The following is a 17730-nucleotide window of genomic DNA, read 5'->3' on the forward strand; positions in this document are numbered from 1 at the left end:
CCTTATTTAACCATAATTTTTTCTATTTAATGTTTTCGCCTGTGTTATTGTTGTTTAATTACTATAAATATAACTTAATTAATACAAATTTTACATTCAAATCTTCTTTTTTATGAAAAAATATGATTTGAATTATAAAAAAATCAAAAAATTAACAAATTATTAATCTTTATATTGATTTAACCTTAAAAAAAATCAAATTGTTAATCATTTTAGCTACATATTCAACAAAAAACTAACTTTCACACATAAAAAACCATCAAAAAATCACAATAAGATCATAAAAACATCGCAAAAGTCAATAAAACATGACATAACTTTCAAATAAACTCCACATTAGAAATATTTTAAGTAAAAAATCCGAACACTTAGTCGGTTTTTTGCAGATTAATATTGCATACGTTATATAAATTGCCGAATTTGCCGACAAAATGAAAAAAAGCAAACATGATTGCGATCTTAAAAGCTGTTTTTTATGCCGTACCTGCGTAAAAGAATGGCGCCCGGCTATTAGCGCCAACAGAAAAAATTTCGATGTAAAAAAAGGGGAAGTTATTTTTAACGAGGGCGACCCGGTTACAGGTGTATGCTTTGTTTACTCGGGTAAAGTTAAAGTGCATAAAAAATGGGGGAACGACAAAGAGCTTATTGTACGCTTTGCCAACAATGGTGCTATATTTGGTCACCGCGGTTTAAATACTGATGTATATCCCATCTCGGCCACTGCGCTGGAGGCTACAAAGATCTGCTTTTTCGATCTGGAGTTTTTTAATTCCACACTAAAGGTTAATCATGATTTTGCCTATAACTTACTGATGTTTTTTGCAGGCGACCTGCAGGAATCAGAAAAACGGATGCGCAACCTGGCACACATGCCGGTTAAAGGCCGGCTCGCCCAATCACTGCTCACCCTTAAAGACCAGTTTGGAACAACGCAGGAAGGCGCTATTAATATAGAGCTAACCCGGCAGGATCTCTCCTCTTTTGCCGGGGCTACTTACGAAACCGTTTTTAGAACGATGAATGAACTGATCAATGATAAACTGATCGCATTGGATGGAAAAAGCATCATCATAGTTAACGAGAACGAACTTTTTGCCTTAACCACCGATAACACCGCCGATTAACGGGCAGCCAGCCCGATGTACACCTTACCTTCAACCACCTTTACGGGATAGGTTTTTATTTGATAATCATCGCCGGTTAAACACTCACCGGTTTGTAGCGAGAATGTTTTTTTATGAAACGGACAGGCCACCTTTGGTTCACACGCATCGCCGGTACTGCCTATCATACCCCGCGATAAAACCATTTGCTGCTTATGCGGGCACATATTTTGTGTTGCAAACCATTCGCGGCGACGCGAAAAATTAAATATTGCTATTTGCTCATCGCGCAGCTTAACACATGAACCGCCATTTTCGGGCACATCATCGGTAAAGCACGCCAACACCCATTCTAATTCAATATCTACTAAAGTTTCCATTTTTTATTTTTTTGATGCCGATCAACTAATTACCACTCTTTTGCTTTCACCTGGTCGCGCATTGGTACCAATTGTGCATTGGGATCCTTTTCTTCGGGTGCGTTAACAAAATGCGCGAAACGCTTGCGTAACTCAGGGCTTTCAACCACCTCTTTCCATTCGCAGTGATAGGTGTTTATTAAACCCTGCATTTCTTCTTCCAGTTGCTCACCAATTCCCAGGCTATCATTGATCACTACGTTTTTAAGATAGCTCATACCGCCATCCATTTTATTTAACCAGGTTGCAGTACGCGTTAACGGATCTGCCGTTTTAATATAAAACATCAGGAACCTGTCGAGATATTTGATCAACGTTGCGCTATCGATATCCGCAGCCAGCAATTGCGCATGCTGTGGCTTTGAACCACCATTGCCGCAAACAAACAAGTTCCAGCCTTTTTCAGTCGCTATTACACCAAAATCTTTAGCCTGCGCTTCGGCACATTCGCGGATACAACCACTAACACCACCTTTAAGCTTATGCGGCGAGCGGATGCCCTTGTACCGGTCTTCAATTTCAATGGCAAAGGTCACACTATCATGCAAACCAAACCGACACCAGGTGCTACCCACGCAGCTTTTTACCGTACGCAATGATTTGCCGTAAGCGTGCCCGCTCTCAAAACCGGCATCGATCAGCTCTTCCCATATTAATGGCAGGTCGCTTAAATGCGCACCGAACATATCAATGCGCTGCCCGCCTGTTATTTTGGTGTACAGGCCGTATTTTTTAGCCACCTGGCCAATTACGATCAATTTATCAGGCGTTATTTCGCCGCCCGGAATACGCGGCACAACTGAATAAGTACCGCCTTTTTGAATATTAGCCAGATAACGATCGTTACTATCCTGAATAGGAGCTTGCTTTACGATCAGATCATTCCATAAGCCCGAAAGGATACTGGCAACTGCAGGTTTACAAACCTCACAACCATCGCCACGACCAAAATGATCAAGCACCAGATCATAGCTTTTGATGTTATTGATATGGATCAGGTCCAGCAATTCCTGCCGCGAATAGTCAAAATGTTCACAAATTACGTTTTTAACATACTGACCATTGGCGTTAAGCGTACCCACGATCAGATCTTTTACCATCGGCACACAGCCACCACAACCTGTACCGGCTTTGGTGCATTTTTTCATACCATCTACAGTGGTTATCCCCTGATCATTTACCGCATTGCAAATATCCCCCTTGGTAACCGCCTCGCACGAGCATATCAATGCTTCATCCGGCAAACCCATCACTCCCGCCCCTTCGGCAGCTTCGCCACCACGGGCACCTAACAATAGATCCTCCGGACTGGGCGGCAATACCAGTTTGTTATTAACTGTTTGCAGCAGCATATTATAAGCATCGGCATCGCCAATTAAAATACCACCTAACAGGTATTTACCGTCAGTGCTTATATTAATGCGTTTGTATATCCCTTTGTGGGTATCTTCAAAAATTATAGTACGACAATCGGGCTCGGTAATAAAGGCATCGCCAAAACTGGCTACATCAACACCTATCAGCTTTAGCTTGGTGCTCATATCGTACCCACTGAAAGATTTGCTACCCTGGGTTAAATAAGTGGCCACAATATCCGCCATTTCATAACCGGGCGCAACCAGGCCATATATCATGCCTTCGTATAAAGCACATTCGCCAATAGCAAAAATATCGGGATCACTGGTTTGCATTTTCCCGTTCACCACAATACCACCGCGTGTACCTACATGCAAACCGGCCAGTTTAGCCAACTCATCGCGGGGCCGTATGCCGGCCGAGATAACCAACATATCTACCGGCAGCACACTATCATCATTAAACTTAAGGCCGGTAATTTTATGATCGCCGGTTATACATTGCGTGCTTTTATTAAGGTGGATACTCAGACCTAATGATTGTAATTTAGATTGCAGCATATTACTCCCCATCGAGTCGATCTGCCTTGGCATTAAACGCGGTGCAAATTCAATTACATGCGCTTCGCTCAGCCCCAGATCCATCACCGCCTTGGCAGCTTCCAAACCCAGCAAGCCACCACCCATTACTGCGCCAACTTTGGCATTAGCAGCCCAGCTCTTCATCAGTTCCAGGTCTTCAATGGTGCGATAAACAAATACGCCATCCTTCTCCACACCCGGAATATCGGGCACAAAGGCCGATGAGCCGGTGGCGAGCACCAGGTAGTCGTATTTTAAAGTAATACCTTTTAAAGAATGCACGGTTTTCTTTGCGGGATCAATCTCCTGAACCGGGTCGTTCAGGTACAATTCTATGTTATTATCCTGATACCATTCAAGAGGCGACATTGACAGATCGTCGGCCGTTTTTCCACTGAAATACTCACTCAGGTGAACCCTATCGTAAGCGTGGCGGGGCTCTTCCCCAAAAACAATGATCCTGAACCGGGTTGATTTAGCTATTAGTTTTTCGCAAAACTTATAACCTACCATGCCGTTTCCAACTACAATAATGGTTGGTTGCAACATATTAAAAGTTTTAAATTGTTAAAGCACTCCAAAATGAATCAAATTGCGACCTCTGTCTTCATTTTGTTAAGCAATTATAATAAAAACAATTCAAATTGCAATAAAATTTACAAGAAATTGTTAATTTTTATGATTTACATCATATAAATTGTTAAAAACGATTTTATTTTAGATACTTTTACAGTAAATAGTTAATTTATTTAGCTTTTATCAAATTATTAACATCAAAAAACACAAAAAACACTTAATAAAAACATAAAAAATCAATAAAAAATACGCACAAACACAGATTTTAGATAAATTTTATGAAAATAAGAATAAAAGGAAGCACATTAAGATACAGATTAACTAAAACTGACGTGGAATTTTTTTCAAAAAAAGGATACCTTGAAGAAGTAACCAATTTTGGCGATCAGCAGTTTATTTATGCTTTGCAAAAAACATTTGGCGGTCAGTTAACAGCAACGCTTGGCTATAATAAGATAACCATGCTAATGCCCGATGTGATGGTTGATGAATGGACACTGACCGACCGCGTAGGTTTTGAAAACAATACCGCGACTTTATACTTGTTGATAGAAAAGGATTTTGTTTGTATTGATAATGTTTTAGAAGACCAGAGTGATAATTACCCCAACCCTAACATGGAGAAGTGTTGAGCTTAATGTACAATGATGAAATGATAACCGGTAATCATTCAATTGATATCCACCCACTAAAAAATCAGTTCCATATTCCATATTGCAACCGATAAACGTTATTACGCCGCACTGTTGTTACTGCCTGCAATTACATTTGTATAGTTAATAACCGGATCTATATTTTCTAATTATCTCGTTATGAATAAAATCATTTTGCTCTTTCTGGCAGCAGCGCTGAACCTGATAAGCCTAACGGCTTTTTCGCAAAACAAAAAGGATAAGGATACAACCGCCGCATTAGGGCTTGCAGGCGATAACCTGGACCTGTATGCGGTATTAGATCTGTTTCAAAAGTCGAAAACGATTGAAGCTTTTGAAAAATCATTAAATGATGAAAAATTAAAGATCAATAACCTGGATCTGAACCTGGATAAAAAAATCGATTTTATTAAAGTTGTCACTACAAAAAAAGATAACTCCTATACATTTGTACTCCGTGATGATGTGAGTAAAACAGAATCGCAGGATGTTGCTGTAATTTTATTAGATAAAGATAAAAGCGGCAAGGTAAATCTGCAAATTGTTGGCGACGAGGAATTATATGGTAAAGATTATGTGATTGAACCAAAGGGTAATTCATCGGTTACCGCTAACCCGGGATATACCGGCGATAAGCCCGTTACGGTAAATGTTCCGGCAACAACTACGGTAGTGGTGCAATCGGCACCGATAGTACAGTATGTTTATTCGCCAGCCTATGTACCTTATGTTCCACCCTACCATTATGGGTATCCACCACCCTGGTTTGGATTTGCAACCGTTATGGCAGTGGGCATATACCGCAGCAATCATTATTACCATGGTGGTTATTATGGCGGTCACTATGGTGGAGGTAATACGGTGGTTATTAATAACAGGAACAGCATTAATCATTACAATAGCAGTACCAGAAACACATCCAACACTGTACGCAATAACCAAAATCGGGGCAGTTATGGCAATGGGTCGATAGATCGCGGTGGAAACAGAGGTTCGGCTGCAAACCGTCCGTCCAATATGCCATCTAACAGGGTGGGAAATGGAGCTTCTGCATCAAACAGACAATCACCTTCGATGTCAAACAGGCAATCACCTTCGATGTCAAACAGGGCCTCAACACCAAGCCGGCAACCCTCATCACCTTCAGTTTCAAACAGGCAATCGCCAAGCAGGTCTTCCGGTTCGTTTGGCGGTGGTGGCGGCGGTCGTTCCATGGGCGGCGGTGGCGGGCGTTCCATGGGCGGTGGCGGCGGCAGAAGGCGCTAAGCTTTTACCAGATATTGTACGAAATATAATAAAACAATTGGAGGCTGAATAATAGAATAAATAGCCTGTGCAGCTTTTATTAAGGTATTTGCGGTTAAAAACACGCTGCTTTGCAATTTTTACAGTTGGGGGACTGTATTACACATTCAAATATTTTGGACGGCTTTGAAAACTATGTGTTACATCAGTTTCCTCTAACGGGCATATCAGAAGCACTCATATCTCTTACAACAACATAGTTGCCGTTTCTTTTTTCAAAAACGCTCATATAATTACCTGTATTAATTGGCGTACTAACAGAATCGGTCACTAAATATGCGCCAACCTCTACAACAAGTTCTCCATTATCTGATACCAAAACTTCGTTAGTTGTAAATTTGATCTTATTATTAGTGGCTGAAGTGAGATCCCCCTTTAAAAAAGCGATGATCGCCTCCTTCCCCACTAATGGCGCCCTGTTTGGATAAAAACTTTTAGCATCCTCGGCATAATAACCTATATTTTTCAATTGCCCGCTGTTATAAACCGTAGCAAACGAATCTTCCTTAGCCTGAATTTCTTTTTTGATCTGTTCTTTATCAATTACTGTCGCGGCAGATCCTCCCTTGTTTTCGTTACAGGCAAGCATTAGCCCGATTACGCAACTTAATGCGCATCCTTTTACAATCGTGTTTTTCATAAATCAATCATTTTTAATAAATTAATCAATTGTTATATTACACTAAGTTAAGAGCAAACCAAACTATATAGAAATAATATGCCCTTGTTTTAGGTTGCATTTTAACAATGCTTCAAGAAAAACCTGACCTTTTACTTGCAGAACTCGGAAAGTTAAAGCCAGCATGGGTATATATATTTGTACCTGTAAGAAAAAAATCGTATATTGTAATAAGCGCGAGGCTAAACCATTGCCAATTTGATAATTGAGCACCGATAAATTGTTAAAAAATACCGACAAATACCCCCCTTTACGGGATTTTGATTGCAAAAATGGCAATGCAAAAATACCGGTTAAACAGCAACTTGTTTTTTTGCTATTATTTGCTCGCAAAGACCAAACGAGAGCGTCATGCCGTTACCCCCGAGGCCATTGATGATAGTTACACCGGGTTCGGCTTCGGTTATAAATTCGGTAGCACCGTTGGTCATTTCTTACCCGGAGATTGACGACGTAGTAACTGCGACCCTTCTCTCCTACATTATAGTTTTGAGGTGAAGTCCGCTTTGCCGGTCTTTAAATTAACGGGGACGGATACGTGCTCAAGAGCAATCAGCCAATTGTTTCCGATCTTACGGTAGCCATCGGTTGCCCGTACCGTCCGGTCAACCAGTGTCCCTTGCAAATCAGTTCCTTTAATACGCTGAAAGCTGTGATTGAAACCAATGTTACCTTCTACAGTAATGCCAAGATCACTAATAGTGATTTTCGGTTTGTCTTTGAAATGCGAAAACATTTCTACCCAGTATTTGCGATAGATATCCGCTCCGCGATATTCCTTTCGCGGCACAACATCGAAGATCACAAAACTTTCGTCTTGTAAATAGCTTTTCATCATAACATCAATGTCCCCGGAATTAAAGGCAGCTTCAAACCTCTTCATCAATGCACGGATTTCTGCCTCGTCGTTTTTACAGTTTTCATGCTTCGCTCCTTTTTTAGTGTTATCCGGCTATCACCAAATTTGTCCAACTCAGTTTTGATACTACAGCAAGCGCGCCATTGTTTCAAGTCCTGGGTATTTAATTGGGGAGATAAAATACCGTATGCTCAATTTTAAACAAAGTGCATTTTGGGATGGTAACAGACATATTTAGAAAACAAGAAAGCCTTCAGAAGTTATCTGAAGGCTTTGCAGAACCCTTTTTATCCGATATAATAATTTTCGGATAAAGATACCATATGGTAATTTTTGTGGAGCCTGCGGGATTCGAACCCTCGTCCAAACATGTTATAAGTTACGCTTTCTACATGCTTAGTCGTTATTTGATTGTCGAAGAGCAGATAGTGGGGCAATAGCTATAAAATCAGCCACAGACAGAATGTCAATAACAAACTAATCATAATTTAAGTATTTAATGCCATCTTGCATTAAGTTTATGACGTGTATCATTTGTTAAACGAACAATTCCACTTCCATCTACGTTCATGATGTAAATATCGGTACGCGTAGCATTTACATCAGAGTTGTCTTTATTCGAGACAAAGACGATCTTTGTTCCATCGGGCGACCAGGCTGCATCGAACAGACTACTACCAGAGCTAAAGTGGGGGAAATTAGTAAGCTGCATTTCATTACTACCGTCGATATTGCTTTTAAATATCTGGTAGTAATAAAAGATATCAGATGTAGTTGCAGCTTCAAATAGAATTTGTTTCCCATCAGGCGAAAAAAAAGGACATTGCATAGTCCGGGTATCATTGAATACTTTGTGCAAATTGCTACCATCTGAATTCATTATATAAAGTATACGTACACCGTTACTAAGGTGGTCTTTATTGCTTACAAATATGATCTGTGTTCCATCAGGCGACCAATTTGCTTGGCCAGTATAATCCGAATTATAGTTTAATGTGTAAAAATTTGTCAACTGTTTTTCATTCGTTCCGTCAACATTGATTGTATGGAGTTGGTATGTCGATGCTATAGCAAATGCCCCGCCTGACGACTCAAATAATAATTTTTTTCCATCCGGAGAGAATGTCGGAAATCGTTGTGTCCCGGAGTCAAAAGTAATCTGCTTTAGGTCTGTTCCATCAGCGTTGATAATGAAAATTTTATTACCAGTACCTGTATTATTGCAAAACACAATCTTCGTTCCATCGGGCGACCAACTTGCATCAGTTGATGTTAGATTATTTGGAACATTTATAATTTTTGGATTGGTACCTGAAGCCGAAATGGTAAACATTAAACTATCTCGTAGAGCATTACATAAAATTCCATTTGAGTTTACTATAGTGCCAGTAATTGGGGGCACCGGATTGGATGTAATTACTGAAGCATTTGAAAGCTGTCCTCCATCATTTTTTTTACCGCATGAATACAAAACGATTAGACAAATAAAAATAAATACATATTTATCAAGGTGCATATATAATTTCATTATTGTACAAAGCTACACTATTTTGTTTACCTGAACCGACTTGTTATATGATTTCAAACCCTTAAAATTTACTCCGTGCTTTTTTAGTGGTCTCTGACTGATTTTCCATCTCACTGTCTTTTTTCAGGAGAAATACTTTTCTTTAACCTTACCCCGGTCTGTCCAATTCAAGAAAAAGTTCAAGCCCTATCTGTCTTCTGAAACCACATAAAAACTGAGGCCTATACGCTATCGCGAACAGGCCTCAGTTTTCGTGGAGCCGGAGGATATTCAATCGAACACCTTATACCCATCTTGATTTTTTTTGAAGGTTTTAATCGCTAAATTATTACAGCATGCAACCTGGCTAAAACATTAACAGATCTGTATTACTTCTATATTTAACAATTGCCCCAATTTATCAAGTTTTGATGCGATGTGTCCGATTCCGACGGCGCAATGGTGTGCCGGACCATAGCTATTCCAGTTATTTACAAACTTTCTGGCACCTATGTTAAATTTGTAACGGCTATTGGTATTCCCTATCTCCAATATCGGTCCGGCTACCGATTCGCCTTGCGCCACCAACAGCATCAGTTTGCCGCCTCTCTGTTCTACAACAGATAACAGTGTTACCGGTCCGTTTTTTACCGACATCTCAACCGATAAGCCCCTGCCTACTTTGCCATGATATACTTTCAACGGTTTTACTTTGGTTTTGCCTTCGGCAATGGCAATATGGCCAGGTCCGTCATGGCCCATCAATACCACATCTGCTGCAAAATCCATTGCATAATATTCTGTGAACGATCCGCCTGCGCCAAAACTATCCATAATCTTCATAGCCTGGGCATTTTTGATCTCATACTCTCCAGCTATCGGGATATTGTTTGCAGTAAGCAAGCTGTTGCCTAAAATAATGGAGCTGATGGTATCTTCGTTGTCAAAGTTGCCGGTGCCTTTATAATAGTAGGCCATCGAACCCAATTGATAACGTGATACCAATTGATCAAGCGCTACAGATGTTTTAGCCGCACGTTCCAGTTCTTCCCGCGAGCAGTCATTCTGTACATCAAATTGTTCTTTAAATAGCTTTACGCGATCCGCTATTTGTTGCGGAGTTACAGATTTGCGCAGTTCTGCCAGTTCATCAACTTCAATCAATTCAATATGTCCGCCAAAGGTTGCATACTGTTGGGTTAAATCCGAATAGATATCAAGCATTCCGCTGTAATAATGCCCCATACATCCCATACGGTTATAGGCCATTATATTAGCTACTTTAGCGGCTTCAATCCATCCTGTAACTTCATCCCAGCACTCGGGGTCGTTGTTCAGTATCCCGGTGATCTGGTGAAACTTAATGCCCACACGGCTAAATACATTGGCAATCTCCGGAACAGGGCATGCCGAACAGTACGCCAGCCATTCACCAGTCATTTTGGTTCGGTCGTCCATTTGATTAAAGGCTGTATAATCTATAGCAGCCTCGGGAGCCAAATTAAGAATGATAACCGGCACTTTGGCTCTTTGTACCACGGGCAATACAGTTGACGACAAAGCATAAGTGGTTACGTACAGAAAAATGATATCCACATCTTCCTGCCTGAATTTACTGCCGGCCTCAAAGGCTTTTTCTGCCGTGTCGATCAAACCAAGGTTTACAATATTGTGATGAATATCGCTTAATTTCCTTTCCACTGTCGAAAGGTATCCTTCCAATCTTTGTTGTAATCCATCAAACTGTTCCCAATAGGCATCTAAACCGATACCAAACAATCCTAATTTTAGTTCTCTTTTCTTCATAATTATAATACTGAGCAAGCTTCACGTACTCATGGTGTAACTGGTTTATTAATTTGCGCGTTTGCCTGATATGGAATCACACAAACGGTTGTAAATTGTGTCTTTAGTAATTCAATCAGGATTAAAATAAAAATCATCTGCATCCCAATTGATTCCTGATGATTTGTGTACCGGAACAAAGGTAAACATCCACTTTGGCGGAACCTGCCAATCCTGATGATTAAATCCCCCCATAGGAAGCTTGATCAGCACTGTATTCCATCCCTTTTTCACTCTTATTTTAAAAGGTTCCCTATAATAAAATCCCTCATCCGCTAACGGATCTTCGAGCTTTCCTTTTTCACGACCGGCAAAGGCCCAGTGAGGAGGATCGATCAAATGAGAGTTAACGTAAACCTTACTTTTATTTTGATCCCACTCGCCGGCAGCAGGCGTAGCATCAGCACCCGACCGGGATAGATCTTTCAGCCCTATCCACACTTCCAAAATTTTATCAGCCGGGGAGAACAACTGGGTATAAGCATACCATGTTGTATATTGCCCAGGCGTTTTTAACCAACCTGCTGCCATTGGCCAATTGGTTTGCCACAGCCATATTGTTGCACCTGTTGCTCTTAAAACAGCTGCAGAGTCTTTCAAGTTCACACGCCGCTGTTCGGGCCAAAATGCAGTATCCAAATGGCCATCATTTTTAAATGGACCAAACAGCTTCCATTTAACATGGGTTTGCTTTACGTATGGAAAAATTTCCTGCCTGAAATATTTATTTTTATGCTGTAAAAGCCTTTTTTCGAATGCTGTAAAAGCTTTTGACCTTGCACTTGTGTCTGCACCTATGGCAAAGTTGATCTCCTGATATCCCCCACCCCTCCAGCTCCTTTCTCCAAATGTGGCTATAGCCGGATAAACAGGGTTCATTTTGATCAGGTCATTTTCGTTTTCCACCCTTCTGTCGTTCCATAAGCAAATCTCGGCTCCCAGCAAGCAAGAGTCGCCTTTTAACTTTCCACCCAATTCACGATTAAATATACTCACCACACAGCTCAAAGGTTCCATGTCACTCAAGTAAAGCATCCTCGAGTCGATGTACTTTACGCGGACATTACTGTCTGCTTTATTACCATTGTCCTTCCATAGCTCGCGGATGGTATTCTTATCGTAATTTCCTCCCGGTGCCCACCCTATCGCCGTTTTACCTAATCTCGTGATCAGTTTGCCTATCCCCGGTAAAAAATCTCGGTTAGTTATCCTTACCTCATCAGCACCGATATGAATATAGGGCACATCATAAGTATCACACACCTCGTTGATGATGTTTGATACGATCTGGTTGCCTTTTTCACTTTGCATGTCAGTACCCATCACCCGCCTGAATGCCGCACTATGACCGGGCATATCAATTTCGGGCACCAGCGTAATATAGCGCTCACGGCAATACCTGATCAGGTCTTTAACCTCCTCAATGGTATAAAACCTGCCTTTATTTCTGAGCATGTTAGTTTCGGCCGTTAGCTGCGGGTATTGTTTGATCTGTAGGCGCCAGGAAATATCCTCGGTTAAATGAAAATGAAATACGTTCAGTTTATACCGCGCCATCGCGTCAATCTGTTTTTTTAATAACCCAACAGATTGGTAATTACGTCCAACATCTACCATATAGCCGCGCCATGAAAAAGCCGGATGATCATATATAACACAGCCTTTAACCGCACTATTATTTAACATCAGCTGGTAAAGCGTTTGCAAACCATTAAATATGCCATGCGCGGTATCAGCTTCGATGGTAATACCATCCTTTCTTACTTCCAGCTTGTATGCTTCATCGCTTAACAAAGCAGCTGTAACATGGCCAAGCTTTAGTTCGATATGATTAGCCGGTATAGGTTTATTTTCAACCCTAACCATGTAACCCAAAGAATGCAAAACCTGCGTCAACGCAATTGCTTCGCCACGCAGCGATTCATTATTGATAACGATGGCTTTACAGGTGTTCAATTGAAAATCAGCGCTGGCCCATTTAACACTTTGTGGCAACGGTATAAGCGCCGGCTTACCATCATCATTTGTTTTACCCTGCGCCCTATCCACAACAAAAGTCAATACACAAAAAACCACCAATAGATATTGATACCATTTTCTAAATCCTTGATAATTTCTCATCATAACTAAGTACTGCGCTTATTAAACAAATACGCAATTATTGCTCAATACCACTCTATCAAATTTCATTTAGCGTTATCACAATTAGTGGCAGCTTAAAAAATATCCGTATCTACCAGTACTGCAATATATTGAGCATCTGTTGGATTGCCAATAAGCCTAAATTTTTATAGTATGAAAAACTTTGTCTCGCTTGTAAATATCGCTTTGGCGGTTAGCCTGATCGGTTGTAATTCGCCATCGCAAAATAAGATACCAAATCCCAATGTCAATATCATTGAAAGTAAAGGCAACGAAAAGATCAGGTTAGATGATATGGTTTGGCTCACTTACCAGGTAAAAACCAGCGACGGCAACATCGTTTACAGCAATTATGATCATGTTTTATTCAGGCAAAGCTCCGATTTTAAAGGCGATCTGTTTGAGAGCCTGGGTAGCCTGGCTGAAGGAGACAGCGCTGTTGTAAAGGTGAGTATAGACTCTATGGCAGCAAAAAAGCAGGTAATGCCGGCAAATTTAACCGGCAAATATCTCGAGTATGATATCAGGGTCAACAAAGTAGTTACCCGACAGGGCGCACCCGGCAGAACAAGCGATAGCCTGATGAACGCTGCTATTGAAAACACACGTAAGCAAATAGCCGAGAGTGATAAAAGCAAAGAAGAAGTAAGACTAAACCAGTATATCATTAACAACCATTTATTGGTACGCAAAACGCCATCAGGTTTATATTACAGCATCATTAAAACCGGTAATGGCCCAAAGCCCGAAAAAGGTGACCTGTCCGAAATTTATTTTACCGGCAGGTATATTGATGGCGAAACGTTTTTTACCAATAATTTACAGGATGCAAAAATGGCCGGCATATACGATGCAGGTAAGCAATACCAGCCTTTGGAGATGTATATTGGCAAAAGTTTTTTTATACCCGGCCTGGAAGATGGCTTGCTGATGATGCCCGCAGGTACAAAGGCTACTTTGATCATCCCTTCTAAACTTTCAAATGGTTACAAATACGGTTTTGTACCGCTGGTTTGTACTATCGAAGTAGTTAATATAAGACACCCAAAACCTAACGAGAAGATCAAAATGCTGCACCAGGATCACAGCGAAGAACGTACATTATAACCCGTGATATTAAAGGTTAAAGTTGCTGACCTTAAAAACCCAAACCCAGTTGCTTTGCATTTCATCAGGATTGTAAACCGGCGGGTAAATGGTGATGCTGTTTTGTCGCGAGGTGGTTTTAATTTTTTGATCGCAGCCAAGCATATTTACTTTAGCCTTGCCTGATACGCCATTGATGATCACGGGCCCTTTTGGCCATTTCTTTAAAATAGCATACAGGTTGTTCCCCTTAACGGTATAGCATATGTCGTTTTGTTTTGTATCCTCAGGTGCATTAGTCCATACTGTGGTGCCATATATCGCGTCGCCGTTTACCTTTAACCAAGCGCCAATGTCAAGTAGCCGTTCCTGCATCACCACCGGTATAAGGCCATCGGCATCCGGCCCTATATTTAATAAAAGGTTCCCTCCGTGACTAACCTTATCAACCAGCAGATCGATCAGCTTTTTCGATGAATAATACTGATCTGTTTCAAACTTATTATACCCATAAGATGTACCGATACCACGACTTTCTTCCCATGGATGGGATGCAACAGCACCTATACCTTTTTTATCGTGTACAAGATCGTACTCCGTAGTGTAATAGCCACCGTGCTTACTCCGTGTTTCCTTTCCCCACCTGTCATTAACAACCACCGTCTCTTTAACCGGCGATTCGTTATAAAGCCATGCTAAAAATTTTTCGCTTTTCAGTTTGTCGCTGGTATAGTCCCATTCGCCATCGGCAAAAATAATTTCGGGCCGGTAATTGGTTACCAAGTCCTGCAGTTGTGGTATAATATGGTTTTCGGCCCAATTATCAATGCTTAATGGCGTGTAAAGCGGATGTTGCCACTCCAGCAGCGAATAATAATAACCCATGTGTAACCCTTTTTTCTTTACCGCAGTTGTCAGATCCCCTAGAAGATCACGGTGCGGGCCTATATCCACACTATTCCATTGCGGACTTTGCTTACTTGGCCACAAACAAAAACCATCGTGATGCTTGGATGTAAGTACCACATATTTAGCTCCCGATCTTTGCAAAAGGCTCGCCCAATCATCCGGGTTAAAATAGGAAGCCTTAAACATTGGCGCAAAATCCTGGTAAGTGAAATTATTGCCATAGTACCTTTTGTGATGCTCTGAAAAAAGTTTATTACCTGTAAGCAGCCTGTTCAGGTAATGCTCGGCATACTTTTCGTAAACCCCGTCAACTTCATTTACGGGTGCATATGCAGGTACCGAATAAACACCCCAATGAATAAAAATTCCAAATTTCGCATCTTTCCACCAATCAGGTACTGGTCGGGTATCAAGCGATGCCCAATTGGGCTGATACTTTTGGGCCATTGCACTATTCATCATCATACTCAAAAGTAAAACTGCTGTCAGTAATTTCTTCACTTTATTAATTGATTTATCGGGTGGTTATTCCTGTGTTCTAAAAACGCGGCAAGCTCATCAACTTTATCAGTGCCTATCACATCAACACCAAGTGCAATAAGCTCGTTCCAACCATCCGGATTATCGGGGGCATCCCAAAAACGTATAGGCTTACCTAACACATGCACACTATCAACCACTCTTTTTAAACGCGCCTTTTCTGCCGGCAATACGGCCCCTGCTCCTTTCCATGTCGAGTAAACAGAGTATTTTAAACTGATCTGGGCCACCCTTTTTAATTGTTCGGAGGTAAATCCCGGTCTGATCACATCATCAAAATACAGGTAGGCAGGGTAATTGCCGAATTGTGTTGGTAACGGCCGGTTCCCGCTGATCAAAATTTGAAGCCTGCCGCCGGCATTATATCCTTTGCAAAAATTTAATAATGGCCGCAGTTCCGCTATCAATTGCGGCAGTATGTAATTATAGTCTTCCTTTACATCTATCAGCAATGTTAATCTCCGGGAGGTATCTTTAGTTAAAGCTGTCTTTATCGGGTCGAGATACAAAAGTTTTAAAGTTCGGTCAGGCCTGATATCTTTCCGGTCATGTGCCACTACCAGCTTTCCATCGTATAAAAAAATATCTGCTTCAATTGATCCAAAGCCATCATGATAAGCCTTGTAAAACTCCCCCGGTCTTGAGTAATCATTATGCGAATGAGCGTTGGGTAAATACATCTTTTCCTGGGCCGACACTGTCCCCATCCATCCCGACATCATTATTAAAGCCAAAAACCTTGTAGTAAATTTATACATCAGTATTTTTTATTAGTGATCCTGAATTTTTTTTGAGCTATTAACCATTTTGTTAAATACGCTTGTGCAGCCATACTTGCCACCCACTCTTCGCGGCTTTTATAAGTATCCTCAGCTACAGCCTGGTAACAACTGCCATCGTTGCTTCTTTTTTGCATGGCAAGTACGGCCCCTGCATGCAACCACTCCCAATGTGCGGCTGTTTTATCAATACCAAAACCGCCCACCTGGCAATCCATTAACGCAAAATGCATTTTGCGATTCTTTCCCCAGTCGTTTGGTTCGGGATAATAAATATCCGGAGAGTTCTCCATATAAATACTCCCGCCTGGTTTTGAGTACGGCGGCGATTCGAATTTATGATCTGTAAGTGTTTGGTATATTATCTGAACATTAAAAAAAGCAGCTTTGGGGCATTGTTGCTCAGCTAATGCAAATAAAAGCGCATTATGAAGCGTTTGCGATGTACAAGCCATATAATCAGGATGGATGCGGCCATGATTGGTAACCGTACCATCCTCATTATAATTTGATCCGTTAATGATATCTTTAAGATGCTTGCCATTAAACTTTTCATCGCTGTTAACATCCTGCGGCCGTGCACTTGCCGAAAGCATCAGCTCAATGTTTTTGTTCATCCATATTTTATAGTTGGGATGTTGCGGCATCATCGCTAAAGCAAGATGTAATATCATAGCGTTCCACGAATTTTCCTCCGATTTACTATCATCTTTTGCACCCTGGTATTCGCCGGTTCTCCCTTGCAAGTAAGGTACTTTATAATCATTAAAACGGTTAGCCTCGTATTCAACCATTTTTTGGAGGTATACCCTGTCTGCCGGTGTCAGCTCATACCACATCATCCAGCCTGCTTCGCCTGCGTAAGCCGCCCAAAGAGCGCTTTGCCAGCTATCTCCCCATCCTCCTTTTTGGTTCACCTTGTGGTGATAAACTACCGACCTGATCAGTTTAACAACCCGTTCTGTAGCTACGCTAACAGGTACGCCGGTCACATCGGCATTATAAACACCGGTTTTAAGCGCCACTGCAACAGCCTGTGCCTCGCTCCCTGCCGAGCGTATAACATATTCATCATTGCCCCCCAAATCAATATAGTAACTGCTTTGGGCATCATATTTTTTAATCTTGCTGTACCAGGTAGTAAGGCCGTACTTGCAGGTATTCAATAAGATATCACGCTCCAATAATGAAAGGCTGTCTGTCGGGCCGGCTTTTTTAAAATCTGTCCATTTAATGGGATTTACCTGCCCTTTTGCGGTTATACCCAGTACGCATATAACTGCGAAAAAATAACAGGATCTAATGAAGGTTTGTATCACAACGTGTAGCTAACTTATATCATTCAACACCAACATTTTATATATACAAAACAAAAGCCCCGGAGGGGC

General features: G+C 41.2%; 15 protein-coding genes. 4 read left to right on the plus strand and 11 right to left on the minus strand.

Annotated elements, in window-relative coordinates:
- Window positions 1–431: 431 nt before the first annotated feature.
- The gene (locus tag ACFGVR_RS20135; RefSeq protein ID WP_448699291.1) at window positions 432–1127 is read left to right on the plus strand and encodes a Crp/Fnr family transcriptional regulator; all 696 of its coding nucleotides are present in this window, start codon (window positions 432–434) and stop codon (window positions 1125–1127) included.
- Here ACFGVR_RS20135 and nirD read toward each other — a convergent pair.
- Both nirD and nirB read right to left on the minus strand, forming a co-directional pair.
- A complete protein-coding gene (gene nirD, locus ACFGVR_RS20140; RefSeq protein WP_448699292.1) occupies window positions 1124–1486 on the minus strand; it encodes a nitrite reductase small subunit NirD in 363 nt (120 codons plus the stop codon). The two genes, ACFGVR_RS20135 and nirD, sit on opposite strands and share 4 nt — an antisense overlap.
- 29 nt (window positions 1487–1515) lie before the next feature.
- Window positions 1516–4011, minus strand: a complete 2496-nt coding sequence (gene nirB, locus ACFGVR_RS20145; protein ID WP_448699294.1) for a nitrite reductase large subunit NirB — start codon at window positions 4009–4011, stop codon at window positions 1516–1518.
- Window positions 4012–4316: 305 nt separating this feature from the next.
- Between nirB and ACFGVR_RS20150 the strand changes: the two genes are divergently transcribed.
- Window positions 4317–4670 (plus strand): DUF7009 family protein, encoded by a 354-nt coding sequence (locus tag ACFGVR_RS20150; RefSeq protein WP_448699296.1) that lies wholly within the window; start codon window positions 4317–4319, stop codon window positions 4668–4670.
- 180 nt (window positions 4671–4850) lie between these two features.
- Complete coding sequence (locus ACFGVR_RS20155) at window positions 4851–5957, plus strand: hypothetical protein (RefSeq protein ID WP_448699297.1); 1107 nt, start codon at window positions 4851–4853, stop codon at window positions 5955–5957.
- A 184-nt stretch (window positions 5958–6141) separates the two neighbouring features.
- On the opposite strand, the gene ACFGVR_RS20160 is transcribed toward ACFGVR_RS20155, so the two are convergent.
- The 6 genes from ACFGVR_RS20160 to ACFGVR_RS20185 all read right to left on the minus strand — a co-directional run bounded on the left by ACFGVR_RS20160 (window position 6142) and on the right by ACFGVR_RS20185 (window position 13010).
- Window positions 6142–6636 (minus strand): YybH family protein, encoded by a 495-nt coding sequence (locus ACFGVR_RS20160; RefSeq protein WP_448699299.1) that lies wholly within the window; start codon window positions 6634–6636, stop codon window positions 6142–6144.
- 332 nt (window positions 6637–6968) lie between these two features.
- The gene (locus ACFGVR_RS20165) at window positions 6969–7106 is read right to left on the minus strand and encodes a hypothetical protein (protein ID WP_448699301.1); all 138 of its coding nucleotides are present in this window, start codon (window positions 7104–7106) and stop codon (window positions 6969–6971) included.
- Between the two features lie 50 nt (window positions 7107–7156).
- Window positions 7157–7558, minus strand: coding sequence for a YybH family protein (locus tag ACFGVR_RS20170; protein ID WP_448699303.1), 402 nt, complete (start codon window positions 7556–7558; stop codon window positions 7157–7159).
- 472 nt (window positions 7559–8030) lie between these two features.
- Window positions 8031–9062 carry a hypothetical protein gene (locus tag ACFGVR_RS20175; RefSeq protein WP_448699304.1) on the minus strand — a complete coding sequence of 344 codons (1032 nt, stop codon included), beginning with the start codon at window positions 9060–9062 and terminating at the stop codon, window positions 8031–8033.
- 354 nt (window positions 9063–9416) lie between these two features.
- The gene (locus ACFGVR_RS20180; RefSeq protein WP_448699305.1) at window positions 9417–10847 is read right to left on the minus strand and encodes an arabinose isomerase; all 1431 of its coding nucleotides are present in this window, start codon (window positions 10845–10847) and stop codon (window positions 9417–9419) included.
- 111 nt (window positions 10848–10958) lie between these two features.
- Entirely contained in the window at window positions 10959–13010 is a 2052-nt protein-coding gene (locus ACFGVR_RS20185; RefSeq protein WP_448699306.1) for a family 20 glycosylhydrolase, read from the minus strand.
- Window positions 13011–13181: 171 nt separating this feature from the next.
- Between ACFGVR_RS20185 and ACFGVR_RS20190 the strand changes: the two genes are divergently transcribed.
- Window positions 13182–14135, plus strand: a complete 954-nt coding sequence (locus ACFGVR_RS20190; RefSeq protein WP_448699307.1) for an FKBP-type peptidyl-prolyl cis-trans isomerase — start codon at window positions 13182–13184, stop codon at window positions 14133–14135.
- Between the two features lie 9 nt (window positions 14136–14144).
- On the opposite strand, the gene ACFGVR_RS20195 is transcribed toward ACFGVR_RS20190, so the two are convergent.
- Genes ACFGVR_RS20195 through ACFGVR_RS20205 form a run of 3 tightly spaced genes read right to left on the minus strand, consistent with a single transcriptional unit; the run spans window position 14145 to window position 17661 of the window.
- Complete coding sequence (locus ACFGVR_RS20195; protein WP_448699308.1) at window positions 14145–15524, minus strand: alpha-L-fucosidase; 1380 nt, start codon at window positions 15522–15524, stop codon at window positions 14145–14147.
- Window positions 15521–16321 (minus strand): hypothetical protein, encoded by an 801-nt coding sequence (locus tag ACFGVR_RS20200; protein WP_448699309.1) that lies wholly within the window; start codon window positions 16319–16321, stop codon window positions 15521–15523. The genes ACFGVR_RS20195 and ACFGVR_RS20200 overlap by 4 nt, the downstream gene beginning before the upstream one ends.
- On the minus strand, window positions 16321–17661 hold the full coding sequence (locus ACFGVR_RS20205) for a hypothetical protein (RefSeq protein WP_448699311.1): 1341 nt from the start codon (window positions 17659–17661) through the stop codon (window positions 16321–16323). Before ACFGVR_RS20205 ends, ACFGVR_RS20200 begins: the two co-directional genes overlap by 1 nt.
- Window positions 17662–17730 lie beyond the last annotated feature (69 nt).

The organism is Mucilaginibacter aureus, assembly GCF_053514885.1.